Raw genomic sequence first — 20309 nt, forward strand, 5'->3', positions numbered from 1 at the left:
GCGTTCTTATTGCGCTTGCCGCGGCCGACGCAGATTCGCGAATCCTGCCAGACGACCTCGGCGTCGTGCTTGGTCCGCTATTTGTGTTCGGTGAAGAACGCGACGAGCCAGTAACCTCAATAACGTCCACTGACGCCTGGAAGCTGGCCGAAAGCGGCGGCGCACTTTTGGTTCAGAACTATTGGGGCGGCTATTGCGCTGTTCTGCATGACCACGGCCGCGATGAGCTGCACCTCTTGCGTGATCCCTGCGGCGCCGGCGCGCTCTACGTGCTCGACGCCGGTGAGTTCACCGTCTTTGCGAGCGATGCCGAGGATCTGTTCGCCGTAGATCCAGAACTCGACCTCGATCAGACGATGCTTAGCGCCTTCCTCTGTCAACCTCGCTTGGTAACGGCGCGCACAGGCTTGGGGAATGTGCGTGAGGTGTTGCCTGGCGTTGGCCTGACGTTGATGCGGACTGGCCGGCGAGAGGCGTTGCTGTGGCAGCCGTCCGTGCGAGAGCCGAAGCTTGACTACGTCAACGGTCAAGCAGCGCTTCGCCGCGCCGTTGGCCGCGCGGCGTCGGCGTGGGTCGGCTACAGCCAGCAAAGAGGGCCGATCGCGCTTCGGCTCTCCGGTGGGTTTGATTCAACCTTAGTCGCGTGCGCGCTGCACCACGCCGGCGCACGCGACGTAATTTGCTTCAACGAATTTCCGGCCGACACGCCAGAGGGCGACGAGCGCGCATTCGCCCGCATCGCGGCCGAGACGTTGAATTTCTCGCTGAGCGAACTCGCCGCGCATCCCGACCATGTGTCCTATTCCGCCATTTTAGAAGCCCGTCTCAGCGCGCGTCCTTCCTATAGTCAGTTCAGCTCCTCCGATTCCCTTCTTGGCGATGCTATTCACGCGTCCGGTGCGCGTGTTGTTGCTTCGGGGCAGGGCGGCGATCAAGTGCTGCATCGCAGCCGCACGGCATCGATCGCGGCGGATGCCATGATGGACGGCTGCCCTCCCGCTGATCTTTGGCGGATCGCGCTCGAAACCGCCCACCTCATTCGCGCTCCGGTTTGGGATGTGTTCGCGGCCATGACGGGCGCAGTCGCGCCGTGGCGGCAGTTTTCACCGCACAATAGCGTCTTCGACAACGTGCTTGCGTCCGAAGGATCGCTGCCAGCAAGGGCGGAATGGGCGGCCCACCCATGGGCGAGCGCGATGAATAAGGCCACTCCAGCTAGAGCGCTGCGCATGGCGCATGTGGTCGATCTCCACTTTTATCACCAGCCCTCGTCGTTGAGCGATTTTGTCGCCGCGCCCTTGCTCGCATGTCAGCCGGTGGTCGAGTGCTGTTTGTCAATCGCGCCTTATGACATGACCCGCGGAGGGCGTGAGCGAGCGCTGGCGCGAGCCGCGTTTGGCGACTGGATTCCGCGCGTTATTCTGGAGCGGCGCCATAAGGGTGACACCACCCGCTATCACCGCGCGGTGCTGGAACGGCAATTGCCGTTCATCCGTGAGATGCTGTGCGACGGCGAACTCGTGAAGCTCGGGTTATTGGCGCGCGAACCGCTGGAAACCGCGCTTCGGCGGGATGTGGTGGTCGATGCGAAAACCAAGGCGCAGATCATGACCGCCTTCATCACTGAACTCTGGGTCCAGCGCTTCCTTAAAACAAAAGCAGCGTGTGCGCCGGCTTTACGGGCTGGAGCGGAGCCTTCGTCAGAGCTGGGAAGCAAACTTCATTCTGGCTGAAGCCATCGATCGAACCAGTCCATGGTGCGCTGCTGCGCGGCCAAGAGATGTTGGGGCCGATATTTGAGGTGATAGGCGCCCGGATAGATGTAGGCTTCATAAGGCGTTCCATTTTCGTGCAAACGCGCCAGCAGGGGGAAGCCGCGCACGGCTTCGCTTTCGCCCCAGTTGAAGAGCGTGGGCGTACTGAGCCGCTCAGCGTTCAACGAAGCGCTGTTGTCACGCCACCATTGTGTCCATGGCGATCCTTCTACCCACGGCGAAGTAAGGCCAATGCGCGCGAGGCTGCGATCGCGATATGCCGATGCTTGGAGCGGCCAGCTTGCGGGATCAGTCGGGGGCGAACTAACGACTGCAGCTCTGAAGGTATTGGGCTCGTCCATCAACATGGCGTAGACGGTCTCGGCGCCATCAGACAAACCGGTAATGCCGATTCGAGCCGGATCGGCGCCTCGCGCGACGGCGCGGGCGATGAAATCGTTAAGCGCCTCGCGCTTGGCGCGCCTTTCAGAACCGTCGAGTTCGGTCTCGCGCTGCACCTCTGCAGCAGTCAGGCGCGCGGCGCGTAAGCGGAATTCTGGGCGCTCGACGCTGATGACGAAATAACCGCGCGCTGAGAGCGGCAAGATTGGTGTCTCATTACCGACGCCACCGCGCAGGAAACCGCGAGAGTGATATTGAACGACAACGGCGGGATAAGTCCTGCCGCGACGATAACGCAGCGGATAGACAAGATGTGCGAAGCTCTCATTGCCCTCGGCGTCAGTAAAGTCGAGCCGCTCCACGCGCGGGGCGGCAATGCTTCCAAACGCGGGGTTCGGATCGAAAAGTGGCCTCAGCGCGCCGCTCGCGAGGTCGATTGAAACCAAACGGCGCGGCGTCAGTGCGCTCTCCTGAAAGCAGACGAGGGCGGCGCGCCCGGGCGCGCAGGCAAAGAGGCGGTCTTCCGCCCGCCGTATCAAACGCACGGCGCCGGACGCTGGCGACCACATGTATAGGGCGTGCAACGCGCGCCCATGGCCCTCACGTCGGAGGAACAGCACCTCTTCGGCGTGATCGCCTGACATGAGCCAGGCTGCATCGAGCGCGCCTGCGCATGCGGGGTCCATGCACCGCTCATTGCCCGGCGCGAAGAGACCGAGCGCGGGTTCTGCAGCCGTCGAAGTGGAATCAATCGCCCTGATGTAGGCAGGCGCCGGAGGCGCGCTGTCGTCAGCCGCACGCGTCAATCCGGAGGGGAGATCGTAGCTCCAAGTGCGCGCTCCGGCGGCTTCATCGGTGACGCGGGCAAGGCCGTACGCCGCTCGAAAGTTCTCATCGACGCGAAAACCACGGCGTTCGTCCTCGATCAACTGAGCGCGCGCCTGCTGGCGCGGCGTGGCGGTCTCGAACATCAGAACATTGCCGCTGAACCAAAGGCCGCGGATATCGCCCTCGGCGTCGGTCACCTGAGCGTCATCACCCGTTCTCAAGTCGACACGGCGAATGTTCAACTGTCCGTGGCGTTCGGCGGTGTAGTAGAGCGCCGCGCCGTCAGGGGAAAAGCGGGCAATGCGATCGACACCCAGCCCGGAGCGGTAGCCGCCGTCGGTGCGGAACACAAACCGGCCTGCATCGGCGATGATGCGGGTGTGTCCGCTTGCGATATCGGTCAGCGCCAAGCGATAGGCATAGTCGTCGGCCTCGGGCAAGATTTCGCGCACGAAGAAGGCGGCTTGAGTCTGGTCTGGCGATATCTCAAGGAATGGATCGACATCGCCCCCGATATCGCGAAGCAGGTAGATGTCCTCCAGCGTCGCGGCACGACGCTGCTCTGCCTGCGCCCCCGCTGGCGGCGACACGACAAGCGCGAAGCCGAGGATCATCGCTAATTGAAATCGCATCGTCGCGCTCACCAGCGCTGCCGCAACTCGAGCGAGATTACGCGGCCAAGCGGCGACGCGTTCGCGGCGTCGAATGCGAAGCCAGTCGGGTTATTGGCGAAGGGCGGGTCTTCGTCAAAGACGTTATTCACATTAAACGCAACCACGAGACCGCGCTCACGGTCGCCGAAATCGTGCGTAAGCCGAAAATCAAAGGTCTGGAAAGAATCTATGTCACGGGCCGGTAGGCTCAACGTGTCGCGATAAGCGTCCACGTAGTTGAAAGTGAGCGCGGCGCCGGTTTGTACGCCCTGCCAGGCCAAAGTGGCGCGGCCGCGAAGGTCTACCGGCCCATTCAAAGTGTTGAGCGCGCTCACTGGCGCCGCTCCCGGCGCCAACGTGGTCTCATACTGCAGCATGTTGCTGGCGGCCAAGGTCAGCGAGATATGCCCAATGTCGGTCTCAAAAGTGTAGGCCGCAGAGAGATCGATGCCGCGCACGCGCAGTGCCGATAGATTGACCAGGCGCCGGTCGACGATGACCTCAACGCCGTCAGCGGGCAGCACGCCGAATGGGGGCGGTCCGAGCGCCAAAAATTCGGATATGAGCTGAGGCGATGGATCGCGGTAGATGATGCTTTCGAAGCCGGCAGGATTGCGCAGGATCGCAAACGTGCCGCCCGCCGAGGTGATGCGGTCGGCGAAATCTATGTCGTAGTACGTCGCCGAGAGCGTAAAGCCCGCGCCGAGTTCGACGTCGAAGCCTGCGGTCCAACTCTCCGCCTGTTCGGGACGCAATTCGCGATTGGCGCCGGCAATAGCCAAGACCCCGGTCGAGCCGTTGTCTGCGAGTGGGTCCTGTGCGGCGCTCGCCGTGAGATACGAGATCGCTGTGCCGCCCAGCAATTGATCGAACAACGGCCCCTTGAAGGATTGGCCCCAAGAGGCGCGGAGCGCGAAGGCTTCGGATAAGGCCCAGCGGACGCCGACGCGGGGCGTAGTCGATGCGCCATAGTCGCTCGCGTCCTCACGCCGGGCTGACGCCGACAGCGTGAGGGCATGCACAAGCGGCACGCCGTTATCGGGCGCAATCAGAGGCAGGTATAATTCGGCGAAAACAGCATCGACTGTGCGTGCGCCAGGGTCCTGAATGAATTGATCGGCGACACCTGACGCATGGTCTTCGAAACGCGAAATCGAAAAGCGTTCGCGGCGTTGTTCGACGCCGAAGGCGGCGCGGATCGGACCGCCAGGCAAGGCCCAGAGCGGGCCATCCACAGTGACGCCGTAGCTCGTGACCCGGCCTTCGCTTTCGGTGGCGATGTCGAATGTAAGGCCCGCCAGCACGGCCGCGTTTGTATTGGAGCCGTCTGCAAAGGGATTGAAGGCGGTGTTCAGGTTGCCGCTGGCGAGCGACGGGGCAATGTTTGCGGAGTCGAAGAAGTTTTCATTGTCGATGGACTCGCGGCTTTGCGAGTGGGTGAGGGAAGCCGACAGTGTCCAATCGTTTGGAAGCGCGATGTCGCCAGTAAATGCCGCCGAGTAAGCTTGCGATCGGCTGACGTTGCGCACCGGCCCCAAGTCGGGGCCGAAGAAGTACGCGATCGTAAGCGGTCCCTGGCCCAGGAATAAATTGTTCAGCTGCCGATAGGCGTTTGACTCCGGCACGACGATATTGGCGAAGAGTTGCTCTCGCTCGAGGTATGCCTCACGATCTGTCGCGATGAGATCGGCGCTGAGCGTAAGAACCGAACTCACATCTTGTTGCGCACTTACAAAGATCGAGTGGCTCGTCTGCTCAGGCAACAGCCAGGCGCCCTCATTGAGTTCGTTGAGGTTCAGCACCCCTGGGATGAGGTCGGCCGCAGTCAAAGACGTACCGTCTTGACCTTCCGGGATGGCGAGCGAAACCGGCGTCGCGCCGATGCGGATAATGTTGCCCGGATTGGCGAGCGTACGCGAGAAATTGGAGCCTTCGGGACGGAAGTCGGAGCTTGCCAAGAAATCGCGGTCGTCGATGTCGAGTTCGCGGCGATCACGATAATCGTAGGCGGCGGTCAAGCGCCCGCTGTTCCAGTCGAAGCCGAACAATTGCGAGAAGCCTACGCCTTCGGCGCCGCCTTGCGATGTGCCGGTGACATAGCCTCGCGTTTCAGCGCCCTCGAAGCTGTCATTGAGGATGATGTTGACGACGCCCCCGACCGCATCCGAGCCATAGGTGGCCGAGGCCCCGTCGGCTAAAACTTCGATGCGCTCTACAGCCGCGAGCGGAATGATTGAGACATCCACGTAATTGCCGACGCCTGCGGGCGCGAGCCGACGGCCGTTGACGAGGGTCAGTGTTGCGTCGGCGCCTAAGCCTCGCAAATCGATGGTCGAGCCGTAAGAAAAGTTGCTGCGCGCGTTGAGCGAGCCTTCCACCGTTCCTTCATTTTGGCTGCCAGCAAAATTCTGCGGCAAAGTCTGCAACGCGTCCTGCAGCGTCAAGCGCCCGGTGGCGTCCAGATCTTCGCGGCTGAGTTCGATCAAATTCGAACCGGCGGGCGCGGCGCCTCGGATGCGTGTGCCGGTGACAACGATCTCTTCGTCCGCCTCAACGTCGGGCGCCTCCGCGTTGGCGTTCGCTTCGGCGCGAACGCGCGTGTCACCGTTCGCGCGGCCGGGCTGGGGGCTCTGATCTTGCTCCAGCGAAAGCGTATTTATGGGCGTAATCTCGCCCCGGACATTGGAGTTGGAAAGCAACTGAGACAGCGCTTCTTCGCGCGTGAAGCGGCCGCGCACTGCTGGCGAAAATTGGCCCGCAAAGCGATCTGCTGGTACAAGCGTGCTCAATCCGGATTGTTGCGCGTAAAGCGCCAGCGCGCTGGAGAGGGGCTGAGCCGGGATGTTGTATTCGATCCGGGTTTCGCCAGCGAGCGAAGCGCCGTTGGTCTGAGCGCGTGCGTCAGGCGCAAACGCAAATGGCGACACGCCCAATAACAGTCCGGCAACCCAGTGCGAAACGCGCTCCGCGCGCTTGACGGTTTTGGTCAAGCTCACCTCCCCTTGGACCGCATGCTCGGTCTTCAAGAAGGGGAGACGAACGGGCTTGGCAAAAACGACAACGACGGAGAAGTTTTTCTCACGCGCTCAATCAGAGTGCAGCACGATCACGCCGTCGGCGCGCCGATCGGCGCTAACCCCGACATTGTTTTCAAGCAGAGCCAGAAACGCTTCAACGTCGTCCCCCGCGACGTATCCCGCGAGACGCACCTGCGCGGTCGCGGTGTCGGCGAATGCGAAGCGCACGCCCGAAAAGCGCGTCACCTCGGCTGCTGCTTCGCGCAAGGATTGGCCGTCGAGCGCCACCATGCGGTCGCGCCACACCAGCCGGCGATCCAGGGCGTCCCGCGCCAGGACTGAAACGGTGGGAGCGCCCCCGCCAAGCTCGATCTCCTGATCGGCTGAAGCCGCTACGCTGTTGTCCGGTGAGAACAGCATCTCGCGCCGCGCTTCGACCCGTCCGCTCAGCACCGTGGTGATAGCCGCATCAGGTCCGAGGCGCACGACGAACGAGGTCCCGAGCACGCGGATTTCTCCGAACTTGGTCGTCACGACGAAGGGCCGAGAGGCGTCGTGCGCAACATTAAAGAGCGCCACGCCTTCTTCGAAATCCACGTGGCGTTCATCGCCCTCAAGACTCGCCCGCAGCCGCGCGCCAGGCGCCATTTCGATCGTGGTGCCGTCGCTTAACCGCACTAGGCGCTCCTGTTCCGGCGCCGTGGCATAGACGGCGCCCGGCTCGTCCCGAAGCGGGCTTAGCGGTGAGATGACGAACAAGGCGAGAGCGGCCGCTGCCGAGAGCGCGACCATCGCGATCGGCCGAACTGGGACCTTTGTTCTCCGACGGCCAATCTCGTGTCCGACGGGTTCTGTCGCTAAGACGGCATCGATCTTGTCGGCTGTCGCCGAGACCGCGTCATAGGCGCGCTTATGCTGTTCGTCCGCGGCAAGCCAAGCCTGGAACGCGTCGATGTCTTGGCGGCTGACGCGGGGCTCGTCCAAGACCACGAGCCAATGCGCGGCCTCCAATTCGGCCTGTGTTGGCTCGCGGTGGGGCATGGCGATCTGTCTTAAGGCGCCGAAGCGCCGCCGTCAGCGGCGGTGAGCCTGGCGTGACAAAAAGCGATGGCCCTCAAGACGAGCCGTTGCACCTGACGCTCGCTCACGCCAAGCGCCGCAGCGACCTCGGCAGGCGGCAACAGTTCAACCCGGCGCATCAGCAGCGCCTTGCGCTCAAGTTCCGGTAGCGCCGCGATCGCCGCACGCAGGGCTGCTGCCTCCTCAGCGGCAATGCAATGATCCTCGGGGCTAGGCGCGTTCGCAGCAGCCGGCACAAGATCAATGCTCGCGACGGCGCGATAGGGCGCTGCCTTGTGCCTTCGAAGCGCATCTACCGCCATATTTTTGGCCGTCTGGAATAAAAAGGCGCGTGGCGAAACGATCTGTCTGGCGTCCACCGCGCAGAGCTTCAGGAAGGCGTCTTGCGCAATGTCGTCTGGCGACACAACGCGCCCAAATGAACGCAGAAAGCGCCGAAGTCCTGAAGACTCCGCGCGGAAGAAACGAACAAGATCGGGCGGAGGCGCCATGTTAAGCAACGCCCCGCAATGCGATTGCTTTCGCGGCGTCCCCGCATATACGTGCACACTTGTGGTCGAATGGGATGCCATCGCCGTCTACAAAGAACGCGGCTTCGAATGGCCCCTGGCAAAGAATTGTGGTCAATTCCAAGGAAGCGCTTGGCGCCTTGTCTACGAACCGCAGGAGGATGGACCGGCGTCCGTCATCTATGAGCGCGACGTCTGTGTGATCCCCAAGATCCGAACAGACAGAGGCAAGCGGACGCAAACCAAACGCATCAAGCGACGCCACAAGTTTCACCTGCTGCTCAGTAAAGTTGAGCTGATCGCAAACGGCGGCTCGCGTCGAATACATACTATAGACGATAACATCAAAGTTTGTGGCGCGTCACGCTTTCGCCATGGACGTGCGTGCGCTGGTTGGGCGCAACTTTAGGCGACTCCGACTAAGGGCAGACCTCACCCAAGAGGATGTCCAAGAACGCGCGGGCTTTTCTCAGCAATATGTGAGTGAGCTTGAGAACGGAAAGTGTAATCCTGAACTTGAAACATTGTTTGGGTTAGCAAAGGCCGTAGGCGCCTCGGCGGTAGACTTGGTGACAATGGACGAGGTCGCCGTTCGGGAGCTCAAGCTCAAGTAATCGGCCTGCCCGGCGAGCACGAATACATAATATAGTAGATAACATTATAGTGCGTAGCGCGCGAGGCATGCTGCATGGATATGCGCGCGCTCGTGGGGCGCAACTTTGCACGCATCAGACGAGAGAAAGGGCTGACCCAGGAGCAGGTCGAGGAACGATCAGGCTTCAGCCAGCAGTACATAAGCGATCTGGAGCAGGGCAAACGCAACCCGACAATCGTCACCTTGTATGAACTCTCGCAGGCCCTGGGCGTCTCACACGTCGATCTAGTGACACCGGATGCCGCGGCTAAGTCGCGGAAGAGGCGGTAGCCTCAGGGTTCGCCGCCCAACGGGCTGAGACGGCACAGCCGGCTCAGCGCGAAGCGCAAGAGCCTGGCGCGCCGAAGGCGCGCGAGGCCCTGAAAATCTCCCTTGAAGGCGGCAGAAGCACGCGAGGGCTCTGCGCAGCAATAAGTCTGCATCTGGCGGCGTTTCAGGCCGTTCGCGCCGGGGTCAAGAGAGTCACACCGGTAGACGTCTCAGGGCGCGATGGTTGTGCCCGCGTTGCACAGCGCGGGCGCCTCTATCTCTTTCGCGCGTGGTGTGGAGGCCGCCCAAGTGATTTGAACACTTGACCTCCGCATTACGAATGCGGCGCTCTTACCAGCTGAGCTAAGGCGGCCCTGTCGTGGATAGCGGTTATTTCTTACTGGCGGGCGGCTTCGACCTCGGCGCGCACGAGATCGTATAATTGCTGCGGACCGAAACTTGGCAGCGGCCTTTCGTTGACAAAGAAAGTGGGCGTTCCCCTGACGCCAAGCGCCGTCGCATCGGCGATGTCTTGTCTGAGCACGGCGGTGATTGCGGGCGCCATCATTCCCGATCGCGCTTGCGTCACATCAAGACCCGCGCCTGCGGCGACGGTCCAAGCCCTTTCTAGTTGCGGGTTGCCGTGAACAGCCCATTGCGGCTGTTCGACGAACAAAGCCTCCAGCACCGGCTCGAAAACATTCTGCCGCCGCGCCGTTTCCAGAATGCGCACCGCCTCGTCGGAGCCTTCGTGCAAGGGCGTGTAGCGCAGCACCAAGCGTACCTCGTTGGGATATTGCGCCATGATCTGCTTCACGATCGGATGGAAGGCGCGGCAGGCTTCACAAGAAGGATCAAAGAATTCAACGATCGTCACGGGTGCGTTAGCGGGCCCGATCACCGGAGAATGACGCCGCACATAGACGTTCCATGTTGGAGCGGGCACTGACGCGCTTGCTGCTGGGGCTTCGCCATCGGCGGAGGCCGCTCCAGTATCGGTGGCGCTGCCGGTTGGCGCATCAGGCGCTGCATCAATCGGCGCCGCGATCGGCGCCTGCGGCGGCGCGAAGTCAATGGTGGCGTCTTCGCCGGCGCCTCGAAAGAAAAAGGCTGCCAGCGCAAAGAGCGCGAGCGCGCCGGCGGCGATGGCAATGACGATGGTGCGTCTGTTCACGATGACCTCCGGCGAACAAATATGAGGAGAACGACGATTGCCGAAAATGCGGCGAGTGAAAGAGCTGGAATCGATAGCCATCCGAAGAGCGTCATGGCGGCGCTGGAGCAGGATGGTCCCGCCCCGCACTGAACGATCGGTTCTTGGATGAGGCCGACTTGGAGGAGGGTGTGATAGAGCGCGACCAACCCGCCGATCGCGGCCAGCGGCAGTGCGTAACGCCAGACGCCAGCATCGGAGCGGATGCACGCGACTAAGAGAATGATGGCGAGCGGAAACATGAAGGCGCGCTGGAACCAGCACAGATAACACGGCGCCTGACCCAAGACCTCACCGATGAACAAGGCCCCGAGGCTTGCGCAAAGCGCGATCAGCCAGGCTGCGAGCAGCAGCCACCATGAGCTGCGATCTTCGGCGTGCGGCGCGCTCGCCGGTCGGTTCGTCTCAAGGTGCGTCATGGCTCGTGCTTCCGTGCAAGCACCGCCAACGTCCAACCGAAACCCGCTTTCGCAAGCGCCTTCTCCAGGCCGCGCCCGAACACGGCGCGCAACACGCGCTTTGCCTGTAAGCCCGCGATCACACGCATCGGGCCTCGATTGGCGGCCGGCGTGAGCGTCTCGATCGTGAGAAGCTCGAAATGAGGCGCTAGCAGCGCTTTGAGTTCGTCGCGGTTAAACCATCGGCGCAGGTGTCCAGGCTGTTGCGGCGCCACCGTGTTGAATTTCTCGAGCACCGGCCGGTTTTGCGTCGCCAGCATCAAATATCCGCCGGGATGCAGAAGTGCGCTGAGCTTGGCGATAAAGGCGTCGTGGTCTTCGACATGGGAGAGCACTTCAAGACTGACGACAACGTCGAACTGTTCCTCGAAGTCGAGCGCCATGAAGTCGCCGGCGATAAACTTCACATCCGGCACGCGCCCTCGCGCCCGCGCCAGAACTTCATCCGACAGATCTGTTGCGGTCACCTGGCCGAATTGTTTGAGCGCGGGACAAAGCCAGCCCGCGCCGCAGCCGACCTCCAGGATGCTGAGGTCGGTTCGGCCTAAATTGGAAAGCCAACGGAAAACGGCGTCGCGCTGATCCAGCGATACATCGCTCAGTCTCTGCTCGCGATGGGACGCGTTCCATTCGTTCCAATAGCTGCGCTGCAACTCGATCGGCTGGTTCACTGGATTGGCTCCCCTAATCGTGTCGCGCGCCGGGCTCGACGCTGATGCGCACGCGAACAATTTGCGCCGTCGGGTCCGGCGCGAGTTCGACATGGACCGCACTTGAGGAGCGGTCGCGCACCGAGAGCGGGTCGTTCCAGCCGCCTTCGGTCAGCCCGAGGCTCGCGCCATTGGCGTCGAACGTCTCGACATGAAGATGCGCGTTGATGAGGCCGGCCCGGCCTGTCTCGCGGCGCGCCCAGCCATGAACATAAGCGCGCCCATCGGCGCGGCGTTCGAGGTCAAAGCCGCGAAGGCGGACTTTGTGGCCGCTTATCAATTCGACAGCGGCTTCCGGCGCCGACGCTTGCGCGGCTGCCGAACCTGCAACGAGCAGGGCGGCCAGAAAAATCGAGACTGCTTTCATGTGTGCCCCCGTGGTGAGGTGAGCCGGCGGCGCCAACGCCATGCGTCAGCGCCGCCAGCCCGTGGTTTATTGGATGGTGAAGTGCAGCGTGCCTTCCATGGCATGGCCGTCGCCGGTGGCGGTCCAGTGCACTTCATAGGCGCCCGATCCGAGCGCCGGCAGCGGAATGGAATAGCTCGCCGTCGCCGCCCCTGGCGGCGTGAACGTCACCGGAATGGCGGTGTGTCCGGGCCATGCAATTGCACTTGGGTCAACACCACGGCGTGCTCGAACGTCAGCGACAGCGCCGATGGCGCCGCCGCAAGCACCGCATCGTCGGCCGGCGCCGATTGCACTTCGGCGTTGTCGCCGTGCGTCTCCTGCGCCAGCGCGGGCGTCGCGCAAAGCGCCAATGCGGCGGCGAGAATGAGACGTTTCATGTCGTCCTCCTTGGTTGACCCAGCACCTGTGTTGATGAATCGAGGGGCGAGGCTGCTCATGCATCGATCTCCTCATGTTGGTCGGACGCCGCAGGCAGCACACTGGCAGGATCGGCAAGAGCGCCGTTCTCTCGCATCTCGACATGGACATGGTTGGTGATGCCGCGCGGATAGCGTGCGCTTAGATCCTGCGCGCGCCCGATCGGTTCACCCGCGCGCACGACGACGCCGAGTTGAACCGTGGGCCCGACATAGAGCACCCGCACGTCGCGCGTTTGATCTTCGCTTGTGAGTTCGACGTAGCGATAACGCTCGTCGCCGCGATAGGCGAAGCCGATGCGCTGCACGATGCCGGTGATCGGGGCGCGCACCACTTCGCCGGGCTCGGCAACATAGTCAGCGCCGCGATGGCGGCGTGCGCCGCCGCCGCGCGAGGCCCCGAAGGCGCCCGCGCCATAGACATCCTCACCACGCAGCGAATGACCCGTTGGGTTCACCAGTTCCGGGGCTGGCGCCGGTAAAGTGTATGTCGCCTTGGTGGCCTCGGGCGCTGTCGCAAAGGCTTGCGCCGCCAGTCCAGCGCCGACGCATCCTGCCAACGACACCGCCGCAATGGTTATCGCGGCCGCGCCCGGGGGGGCCGGGAAAGTGACGCGGCCGCGCCGCCTTGCATGAGAGGATGGGCTCATGTGGCGGGGTCCTTGTAGGCGAGCAATCGCAGTGCGTTGGCGACGACGATGAGCGTTGAGCCCTCGTGGAAAATGATCGCCGCGCCGATCTGCAGGCCAAAGATCGTGGAAGGGATGAGCACGGCGACGACGCCCAGGCTCACCCAAAGATTTTGCCGGATGATGCTGGTGGTTTGCCGGCTGAGGCCCACCGCGAACGGCAAGTGCTTGAGATCGTCCGCCATCAAGGCGACATCGGCGGTTTCAAGCGCCACGTCTGAGCCCGCAGCCCCCATGGCGACGCCGACATTGGCGTTGGCGAGTGCGGGCGCATCGTTGACGCCGTCGCCGATCATGGCCACGCCGCCTGGCTCAACCTTGAGCGTGTTGATCGCCGCGACTTTCTCATCGGGCATCAGCGCGCCGAACGCCTGATCAAGGCCGATGCTGCCTGCAACCGCGTCGGCGACGCGCTGATTGTCGCCGCTCAGCATGACGACGCGCCGGATGCCGAGACGCCGGAGTCGTTCGACCGTCGCCTTCGCTGCTGGGCGCTCGGTGTCCATGACGCCGAGCACACCCAGATAGCGGGCGCCGCGCCGCACCACCATGACGGTGCGCCCTGACGATTCCAGGTTGGTGACGATGAGCCGAAGCTCGTTCGGCATCGGAGCGGGACCAGTCTCGAAGAGACCCGGCTTGCCGATCTGCACGACAGCGCCGTCGATGCGGCCCTGAATGCCTTTGCCGGTGATGCTCTCGACCGCTTCAGCGCGCGGCACGGGCGCCTCACCCAAACGTTCGCCGCCGTCACGCACGATCGCGCCCGCGAGGGGATGGTCGCTGCTGCGTTCGATCGCCACGGTGACGGCGAGCAATTCTTCTTCGGTGACGCCGAAGAGGGGCTTCACATCAGTCAGATAGGGTTTGCCCTCAGTCAGCGTGCCGGTCTTGTCGAAAGCAATGGCGCTGACGCGCCCGAGTGCTTCAAGCGCTGCGCCGCCTTTGACCAGGACGCCGCCGCGCGCGGCGCGTGCAACGCCGCTCAGCACGGCACTCGGCACCGAGATGGCGAGCGCGCAAGGGCTTGCGGCCACCAGCACCGCCATGGCGCGATAAAAGCTGTCGGCGAACGGCTCGTCGACCACGACCCAGGCGAACATGAGCGCGCCGACCAAGGCGAGCACGCACGGCACGAAAATGCGCTCGAACTTGTCGGTGAAATTCTGTGTCGGCGAACGCTGCGATTCCGCTTCCGCCACCAGCGTGACGATGCGCGCGAGCATGCTCTCGGTGGCGAGACGCGACACGCGCACATCGATTGCGCCCGCGCCATTGATCGCGCCCGCGAACACCCGGTGCTGCGCCGGCGCCTTGGCGAAGTCGGGGTAAGCATCAGCGCTGGCGGCGGCTTGCTTTTCCACCGGCGCGCTCTCGCCCGTGATCGGCGCTTCGTTGACTGCGCTTTCGCCGGCGATCACCACGCCATCTGCCGGCAGGCGCTCATTGGGCCAGACCATGATGATGTCGCCGATCTTCAGGTCCGCGACGGCCACCTCTTCGACGGTGTCGCCGCGCCGCAATTGAGCGCGTTCGGGCGTTAGCTGTCCAAGCGCTTCGATCGCCTTCTTGGCGCGCCCCATCGCCCAATTCTCCAGCGCATGACCTAAGCTGAAGAGAAAGAGGAGGAGCGCCCCTTCGGCCCAAGCGCCGAGCAGAGCCGCGCCAATGGCCGCCACCAGCATGAGGGAGTCGATGCGAAACTGCCGCCGGCGCAGATTGTCGAACGCCTCACGCGTCGTGAAATAACCGCCCAGCAGGTAAGCGCCGATGAAGGCGACCAGCGGCAGCATCTCTATGCCAGCGCGTTCGGCGAGCCACCCGGCGGCAAGCGCTGCCCCAGAGCCCAATGCGAAAATGAGCTCGCTGCGTTCGCCGAACGGTCCGCCATGCGCGTGATCATGAGCTTTGCCGGTCTCATGAGTGTGCGAAGCGCTGGTCTTGGCGGACGTGGCGTCGCTTTCAAGCAGCGCAAGCACGCGCGCGTCGTCGAGCGATTTGGGATCAAATTCGATCAGCGCTTCACCGCTATCGAACTCGTCGACATTGATGACGCCTTTGGCTTCGCGCAGCCGAGCCAGTCTTTGCTTGGGCTTGTCTGCGGGCAACGCCAGCGTGACGTGACCGCGGTGGCGACCAACTTGCGCGCCCATTTGCGCGGCCGTCGCGCGCACTTTGGCTGGCGTGGTGCGCGCGGGGTCGTAATGGACACAGATCTTTAGCGGTCCGCGGTTGGCGTCGTTGACGACATGCGCTTGACTGACCGCGGCGATGGTTTGAACGCGCTTAGTGAGGTCAAGCGCGCAGCGTTGGCAGCGCCCAGCTGAGGGTGAGCGCAACAAGCCGCCGACGTCGATACGTTCTTTCTTGGCGTTGGCCATGAGTTGCGCCCCGTCCCCCCGCGTCTAAAGCCGCGCCAGGCGCGCATCGAGCATGCGCACCATGCCGTCGGGCGTCTGGAAGGCGTGATCCTCGTCGAGCGCGCCGTCGAACAGGAACGAGGGCGTGTGGTTGACGCCCAGCGCCATGGCGCCTTCGATGCTGCGTTGGATGCGCTGGACGCCTTGTGGGTCGTTCAAGCAGGCGAGGATCTGTGCTTGGGATAATCCCCATTCGCCGCCGGCCGCGAGCAGTGCATCGCGTACGCCGCCCAGCGTGCCTGCGCCGAGTATCGCGCTCTGGCGCTCAAACAGAATGCCGACCCGGCGGAGATATTCGTCCGGGCTCGCGCGCTCGCAGCGCGCCAACTGGAACATCGCCAGGGCGACGGCAGGGGGCGGCGTCGCCATCTCGCGCAAGGTGAAACGAACGCGGCCCGTATCGATGTAGCGCGCCTTCAGCGCCGTCCAGTTGGCGAGATGAAATTGCGCGCAATGAGGGCACGTCATCGAGGCGTATTCGGTGAGGTGGAGCGGGGCTGACTCCGACCCAATGGTCATGTTGTCCGATGATTGCGCGTAGGCCCAAGCCGGCGCGCTTGTCGCGGCGGCTGCCGTGATGAGGAAGCGGCGGCGATGAGGCGTCATGGCGCAGCGCTCTCGATGGCGATGACGGCGGCGACCGCGCTTATGACGGCGGCGATCCGCAACGCAGCTTGGACGCGCTCAAGCGTTACGTTGCGCTTGTGCAGCTCGGCTTCATGGACATTGAGACAAACGCCGCATTGACGCACGGCGGAAACGGCAAGCGCCCAGAGTTCGAAGTCGATCTTGTCGACGTCTTTCTGCGAGAGCGCCGTCATGGCGAGGCCGGGCTGTTGGCCGCGATAATCGTGATTGTTGAGCTGATTGACCGCCGAATAATAGACCGTGTTCATCGCCATGATGGTTGCGGCGGACTTGGCGGCATTGCGCGCGGCGGGCGTCAGCCGGGCGGACGCCTCGCTTTCGAGCGCGGCGATGAGACGTGCTTGGCCGGTGGCGTAGGCGCAGGCGAGAAAGCAGCCCCACTTCTGCTGTTCGCTCAAGAGCTGCTCTTCGCTCAGCGTGATCAAATTGTGCTTTTGATCGGCGGCGTAGGCGGGAAGTGCATCGCGAAGGGATTGCAACGACATAGGGTAACCTACCTTTCCAAACGAGGGGTCGCGGAGGGCGCCGCGCACGTGGCGCGGCGCACCGGAAAACGCGCGGCGCCGACAACGCCGTCATTGAAGGCGACGCGCAGCATGATCGAGCGCGCCGTGATGGGGCGCGGCGCATCCGCCATCATCAAGCCTGGCGCCGCGGGCAAGAGCGTGACGGCTTCGACGCCGCGCGCGGAGGCGAAGGACGCGCTCGCCGTCGCATCAAGCGGCGCGCCCGACTCATCGTGCAGGCGCACCTCGATGCGCTGCGCGCGCACCGCGAGTTCGATTTCGCCGCGTCCGATCTGACGAACAAAGCCGCCGCAATGGCCGGCCCCGGACGCCGCCGCCGGCTCTGCGGCCGCGCTGAGAAGCGCAACCGCCAACGCGGCGAAAAGCGGCGAGAGCCGGCTCATTCGGCTTGCGCCGGAGCTGCGCCGCCGCCTGAATAGGCGGTCGGCATCTCGCCTTCGCGCAATTGATGGCCGCTCTTCAGCATCAGACGGCAGATCGCCGGCAGCACAAAGAGCGTGAGCAGCGTTGCGGTGATGAGGCCGCCGATGACGACGGTGGCCAGAGGCTTTTGCACTTCAGCGCCGGTGCCGTGCGCGATCGCCATCGGCACAAACCCGATGGCTGGCACAATGCCGGTCATCAACACGGCGCGGAACTTCTCGATCATGCCTTCGCGGATGGCCTCGTCGACAGGCATGCCGAGGTCGAGGCGGCTGTTGATGCTGGTCATGACGACGAGGCCATTCAGCACCGCGACACCGGCAAGACAGATGAAGCCAACCGCGGCCGAGATCGAGAACGGCATGCCGGTCAGGAAGAGGGTGTAGACCCCGCCCGCCAGCGCCAGCGGCACGGCGGTGAACACAGCGCCCGCAGCGCGGAAAGTGCCTAGCGCCATATAGAGAATGCCGAAGATCAAGACAAAGCAGGCCGGCACGATGAGCGACATGCGTTGCGAAGCCGATTGCAGGTTCTCGAACTGGCCGCCCCAATCGAGATACGCCCCGGTCGGCAGGGTCACTTCATCGCGCACGCGGCGCTGCGCCTCGGTGACGAATGAGCCCAAGTCACGGCCGCGCACGTTCGCTTGCACGACCACGCGGCGGCTGCCGTTTTCGCGGCTGACCTGATTGAGGCCCTCCGAGAAGGTGAAGGTCGCAACTTCGCGAAGTGGAATGGAGGCGCGAGGTCCGTTCTCGGTTTCCGGCAGCATCACAGGCAATGCGCCGACGGCGTCGAGATCGTCCCGCACGGCTTCGGGCAAACGCACGACGACGTCGAAGCGGCGATCGCCTTCGAAGACGAGTCCGGCTTCGCGTCCGCCCATCGCCGTCGCCACCGTGTCGGTGACGTCCTGCAATGAGAGGCCATAGCGGGCGATGGCGTCACGGTCGAAGCGAACATCGAGCGTCGGGAAACCACCGGTCTGTTCGACCTTGACGTCTGCGGCGCCATCGATCGACTGCAGCACCGCAGCGATCCGTCCGGCCGCTTGGCTCATTTCGGTGAGATCTTCCCCGTAGAGCTTGATCGCCACGTCGCCGCGGACGCCGGCGATGAGTTCGTTGAACCGCATCTGGATCGGCTGGGTGAATTCATAGGAATTGCCGATGAGCTGCGAGAGCCTCGCTTCCATGCGCGCGATCAGCTCAGCCTTCGGCTCGTTCGGGTTCGGCCATTCCGAGCGCGGCTTCAAGATCACAAACGAGTCTGAGATGTTCACCGGCATCGGGTCCGACGCCACTTCCGCCGTGCCGGTCTTAGAGAACACGAAGGCGACCTCGGGAAACTCTGAGATGATCTGCTCGACGCGCGCTTGCATGGCGGTCGATTGCTGCAGCGAGGTCGATGGGATGCGCACCGCCTGGATGGCGATGTCCTGTTCATCGAGCTGCGGGATGAATTCGCGACCCAGGGTGAAGAAGAGCGCCCCCGCGATTGCGAAGACGGCGATGCCGCCGGCGATCACGGTCTTTGGCTTGCGCAGCGAATAATCGAGACCCGGCTGATAGCGGTTGCGTGCGACCTCGATCGCCTTGACCTCCTTTTCGGCGACCTTGCCGCGAATGAGCAGCGCCACCATCGCCGGCACAAAGGTCAGCGACAGGATGAATGCCGCCGCCAACGCCAACATCAACGTGATCGCCATCGGCGAGAACATCTTGCCTTCGACGCCCGAGAAGGTGAGCAGCGGCGCGAAAACGAGAAAGATGATCATCTGACCAAAGATGGTCGGCTTGATCATCTCGCGGCCGGCTTCGAGCGTCTCATGGAGACGCTCTGGAAGGGTCAGCAGCCGGCCTTCGTGATGCTGACGTTCCGACAATCGCCTCAGGCAATTTTCGATGATGATGACCGAGCCATCGACGATGAGGCCGAAGTCGAGCGCGCCAAGGCTCATAAGATTGCCGGAGACGCCAAAGACATTCATGCCGATCGACGTCATCAGCATCGACAGCGGAATGATGAGTGTCGCGATTAACGCCGCGCGGATATTGCCGAGCAGCAGGAAGAGTACGACCGCCACCAGCAGCGCGCCCTCGGCGAGGTTGCGCTCGACCGTGGCGATCGTGGCGTTCACAAGCTTAGATCGATCATAGACGACTTCGGCGACGATGCCGGGCGGCAAAGTCTGGGTGATTTGCTGAAGCCGCTCGGCCGCGGCGGCGGCAACTGTGCGGCTATTGCCGCCCGTCAGCATCAAGACCGTGCCGACGACAACCTCGCGTCCGCTTTCGGTAGCCGCGCCGGTGCGCAGATCGCCGCCGACGCTTACATTGGCGACGTCGCGCACGGTGATCGGCACGCCGTCGCGTGTGGCGACGACAGCCTCGGAAATTTCTTCCAGCGTGCGAATGCGCGCATCGGCGCGCACAAGGAACGACTCGCCGCCTTGTTGGATGAAGTTCGCGCCAACGGAAAGATTGGCGCGGTCAAGCGCTTCGGCGAGTTCGGAAAAGGAGATGCCATAAGCGGAGAGCGCGCCCGCCTCGGGTTCGACCACGTACTGCTTTTCATAGCCGCCGATCGAGTCGATGCCCGCCACGCCGCCAACTGAGCGCATTTGCGGACGGATCATCCAATCCTGGATCGTGCGCAGATATCCAGCTTGCGACACCGGATCGGTGAGCCGCTCGCCCTCGACCGTGAGATAGGCGCCGTCGGGCTGCCAGCCGGGCTGGCCTGCTTCAACGCGTGCGCCCTCGGCATTGGGATCGGCATAGTGCACCGTCCACATCAGAACTTCGCCAAGGCCGGTTGAAATTGGCCCCATTTGCGGCTCGACGCCTTCGGGCAAGCTTTCGCGCGCTTGGGTCAGCCGTTCGGCCACTTGCTGGCGGGCGAAATAGATATCGACGCTGTCGTTGAAAACAACGGTGACCTGACTGAAGCCGTTGCGCGAGATCGAGCGCGTGTTCTGCAATCCCACGATGCCCGACATCGCGGTTTCGACTGGATAGGTGACCAGCCGCTCGACATCGAGGGGACCGAACGACGGCGCGACCGTATTGATCTGCACTTGCCGGTTGGTGATGTCGGGCACCGCGTCGATCGGCAGACGCATGATGTTGTAGACGCCGATGCCGGCGACGATGAGGACGATCGCCATGACGGCCCAGCGGGCTCTGACGGCGAGTTCGATAAGGCGGCTGATCATGTGTGTAGGATCCGGTCGGGATTGAAGAGGGG

20 protein-coding genes and 1 tRNA gene are annotated in these 20309 nt (G+C 63.4%); 3 read left to right on the forward strand and 18 right to left on the reverse strand.

What is annotated here, in order from left to right; translation table 11 throughout:
- Positions 1-116 precede the first annotated feature (116 nt).
- Positions 117-530, reverse strand: a complete 414-nt coding sequence (locus EPJ54_RS19990) for a hypothetical protein (protein ID WP_239590820.1) — start codon at positions 528-530, stop codon at positions 117-119.
- Here EPJ54_RS19990 and EPJ54_RS00510 point away from each other — a divergent pair.
- The gene (locus EPJ54_RS00510; RefSeq protein ID WP_239590804.1) at positions 453-1733 is read left to right on the forward strand and encodes an asparagine synthase-related protein; all 1281 of its coding nucleotides are present in this window, start codon (positions 453-455) and stop codon (positions 1731-1733) included. The genes EPJ54_RS19990 and EPJ54_RS00510 overlap by 78 nt on opposite strands.
- On the opposite strand, the gene EPJ54_RS00515 is transcribed toward EPJ54_RS00510, so the two are convergent.
- The 4 genes from EPJ54_RS00515 to EPJ54_RS00530 all read right to left on the reverse strand — a co-directional run bounded on the left by EPJ54_RS00515 (position 1721) and on the right by EPJ54_RS00530 (position 8306).
- A complete protein-coding gene (locus EPJ54_RS00515; RefSeq protein ID WP_135209724.1) occupies positions 1721-3616 on the reverse strand; it encodes an Atxe2 family lasso peptide isopeptidase in 1896 nt (631 codons plus the stop codon). The two genes, EPJ54_RS00510 and EPJ54_RS00515, sit on opposite strands and share 13 nt — an antisense overlap.
- 8 nt (positions 3617-3624) lie before the next feature.
- A complete protein-coding gene (locus EPJ54_RS00520; protein ID WP_167755508.1) occupies positions 3625-6627 on the reverse strand; it encodes a TonB-dependent receptor in 3003 nt (1000 codons plus the stop codon).
- Between the two features lie 96 nt (positions 6628-6723).
- Positions 6724-7695 carry a FecR family protein gene (locus tag EPJ54_RS00525; RefSeq protein WP_135209726.1) on the reverse strand — a complete coding sequence of 324 codons (972 nt, stop codon included), beginning with the start codon at positions 7693-7695 and terminating at the stop codon, positions 6724-6726.
- Between the two features lie 11 nt (positions 7696-7706).
- Complete coding sequence (locus tag EPJ54_RS00530; protein ID WP_135209727.1) at positions 7707-8306, reverse strand: sigma-70 family RNA polymerase sigma factor; 600 nt, start codon at positions 8304-8306, stop codon at positions 7707-7709.
- 311 nt (positions 8307-8617) lie between these two features.
- On the opposite strand from EPJ54_RS00530, the gene EPJ54_RS20330 reads away from it, so the two are divergent.
- On the forward strand, positions 8618-8857 hold the full coding sequence (locus EPJ54_RS20330) for a helix-turn-helix domain-containing protein (RefSeq protein WP_135209728.1): 240 nt from the start codon (positions 8618-8620) through the stop codon (positions 8855-8857).
- Between the two features lie 74 nt (positions 8858-8931).
- Positions 8932-9168 carry a helix-turn-helix domain-containing protein gene (locus EPJ54_RS00540; RefSeq protein ID WP_135209729.1) on the forward strand — a complete coding sequence of 79 codons (237 nt, stop codon included), beginning with the start codon at positions 8932-8934 and terminating at the stop codon, positions 9166-9168.
- Between the two features lie 274 nt (positions 9169-9442).
- On the opposite strand, the gene EPJ54_RS00545 is transcribed toward EPJ54_RS00540, so the two are convergent.
- The 13 genes from EPJ54_RS00545 to EPJ54_RS00605 all read right to left on the reverse strand — a co-directional run bounded on the left by EPJ54_RS00545 (position 9443) and on the right by EPJ54_RS00605 (position 20277).
- Positions 9443-9521: transfer RNA gene (locus EPJ54_RS00545), tRNA-Thr, on the reverse strand.
- A gap of 23 nt (positions 9522-9544) precedes the next feature.
- Positions 9545-10321 (reverse strand): DsbA family protein, encoded by a 777-nt coding sequence (locus tag EPJ54_RS00550; protein ID WP_135209730.1) that lies wholly within the window; start codon positions 10319-10321, stop codon positions 9545-9547.
- The gene (locus tag EPJ54_RS00555; RefSeq protein WP_135209731.1) at positions 10318-10779 is read right to left on the reverse strand and encodes a disulfide bond formation protein B; all 462 of its coding nucleotides are present in this window, start codon (positions 10777-10779) and stop codon (positions 10318-10320) included. The genes EPJ54_RS00550 and EPJ54_RS00555 overlap by 4 nt, the downstream gene beginning before the upstream one ends.
- A complete protein-coding gene (locus EPJ54_RS00560) occupies positions 10776-11489 on the reverse strand; it encodes a class I SAM-dependent methyltransferase (protein ID WP_239590687.1) in 714 nt (237 codons plus the stop codon). Before EPJ54_RS00560 ends, EPJ54_RS00555 begins: the two co-directional genes overlap by 4 nt.
- 13 nt (positions 11490-11502) lie before the next feature.
- A complete protein-coding gene (locus EPJ54_RS00565) occupies positions 11503-11895 on the reverse strand; it encodes a hypothetical protein (protein ID WP_135209733.1) in 393 nt (130 codons plus the stop codon).
- Between the two features lie 66 nt (positions 11896-11961).
- Positions 11962-12105: a copper resistance protein CopC gene (locus tag EPJ54_RS20185; protein WP_167755510.1), complete on the reverse strand. Its 144-nt coding sequence runs from the start codon at positions 12103-12105 to the stop codon at positions 11962-11964.
- A complete protein-coding gene (locus tag EPJ54_RS20190) occupies positions 12102-12314 on the reverse strand; it encodes a copper resistance protein CopC (protein ID WP_167755511.1) in 213 nt (70 codons plus the stop codon). Before EPJ54_RS20190 ends, EPJ54_RS20185 begins: the two co-directional genes overlap by 4 nt.
- Positions 12315-12370: 56 nt before the next feature.
- Positions 12371-12913 (reverse strand): peptidoglycan DD-metalloendopeptidase family protein, encoded by a 543-nt coding sequence (locus EPJ54_RS00580; RefSeq protein ID WP_167755512.1) that lies wholly within the window; start codon positions 12911-12913, stop codon positions 12371-12373.
- Between the two features lie 86 nt (positions 12914-12999).
- The gene (locus EPJ54_RS00585) at positions 13000-15423 is read right to left on the reverse strand and encodes a heavy metal translocating P-type ATPase (protein ID WP_135209737.1); all 2424 of its coding nucleotides are present in this window, start codon (positions 15421-15423) and stop codon (positions 13000-13002) included.
- Positions 15424-15447: 24 nt separating this feature from the next.
- Positions 15448-16068 carry a thioredoxin domain-containing protein gene (locus EPJ54_RS00590; protein WP_135209738.1) on the reverse strand — a complete coding sequence of 207 codons (621 nt, stop codon included), beginning with the start codon at positions 16066-16068 and terminating at the stop codon, positions 15448-15450.
- Positions 16065-16595, reverse strand: a complete 531-nt coding sequence (locus tag EPJ54_RS00595; RefSeq protein WP_135209739.1) for a carboxymuconolactone decarboxylase family protein — start codon at positions 16593-16595, stop codon at positions 16065-16067. Before EPJ54_RS00595 ends, EPJ54_RS00590 begins: the two co-directional genes overlap by 4 nt.
- Positions 16596-16603: 8 nt before the next feature.
- Positions 16604-17020, reverse strand: a complete 417-nt coding sequence (locus EPJ54_RS00600) for a hypothetical protein (RefSeq protein WP_135209740.1) — start codon at positions 17018-17020, stop codon at positions 16604-16606.
- Positions 17017-20277, reverse strand: a complete 3261-nt coding sequence (locus tag EPJ54_RS00605) for an efflux RND transporter permease subunit (protein ID WP_135209741.1) — start codon at positions 20275-20277, stop codon at positions 17017-17019. Before EPJ54_RS00605 ends, EPJ54_RS00600 begins: the two co-directional genes overlap by 4 nt.
- Positions 20278-20309: the final 32 nt, after the last annotated feature.

Origin of the sequence: Vitreimonas flagellata (assembly GCF_004634425.1) — a bacterium.
GTDB lineage: Bacteria > Pseudomonadota > Alphaproteobacteria > Caulobacterales > Aquidulcibacteraceae > Vitreimonas > Vitreimonas flagellata.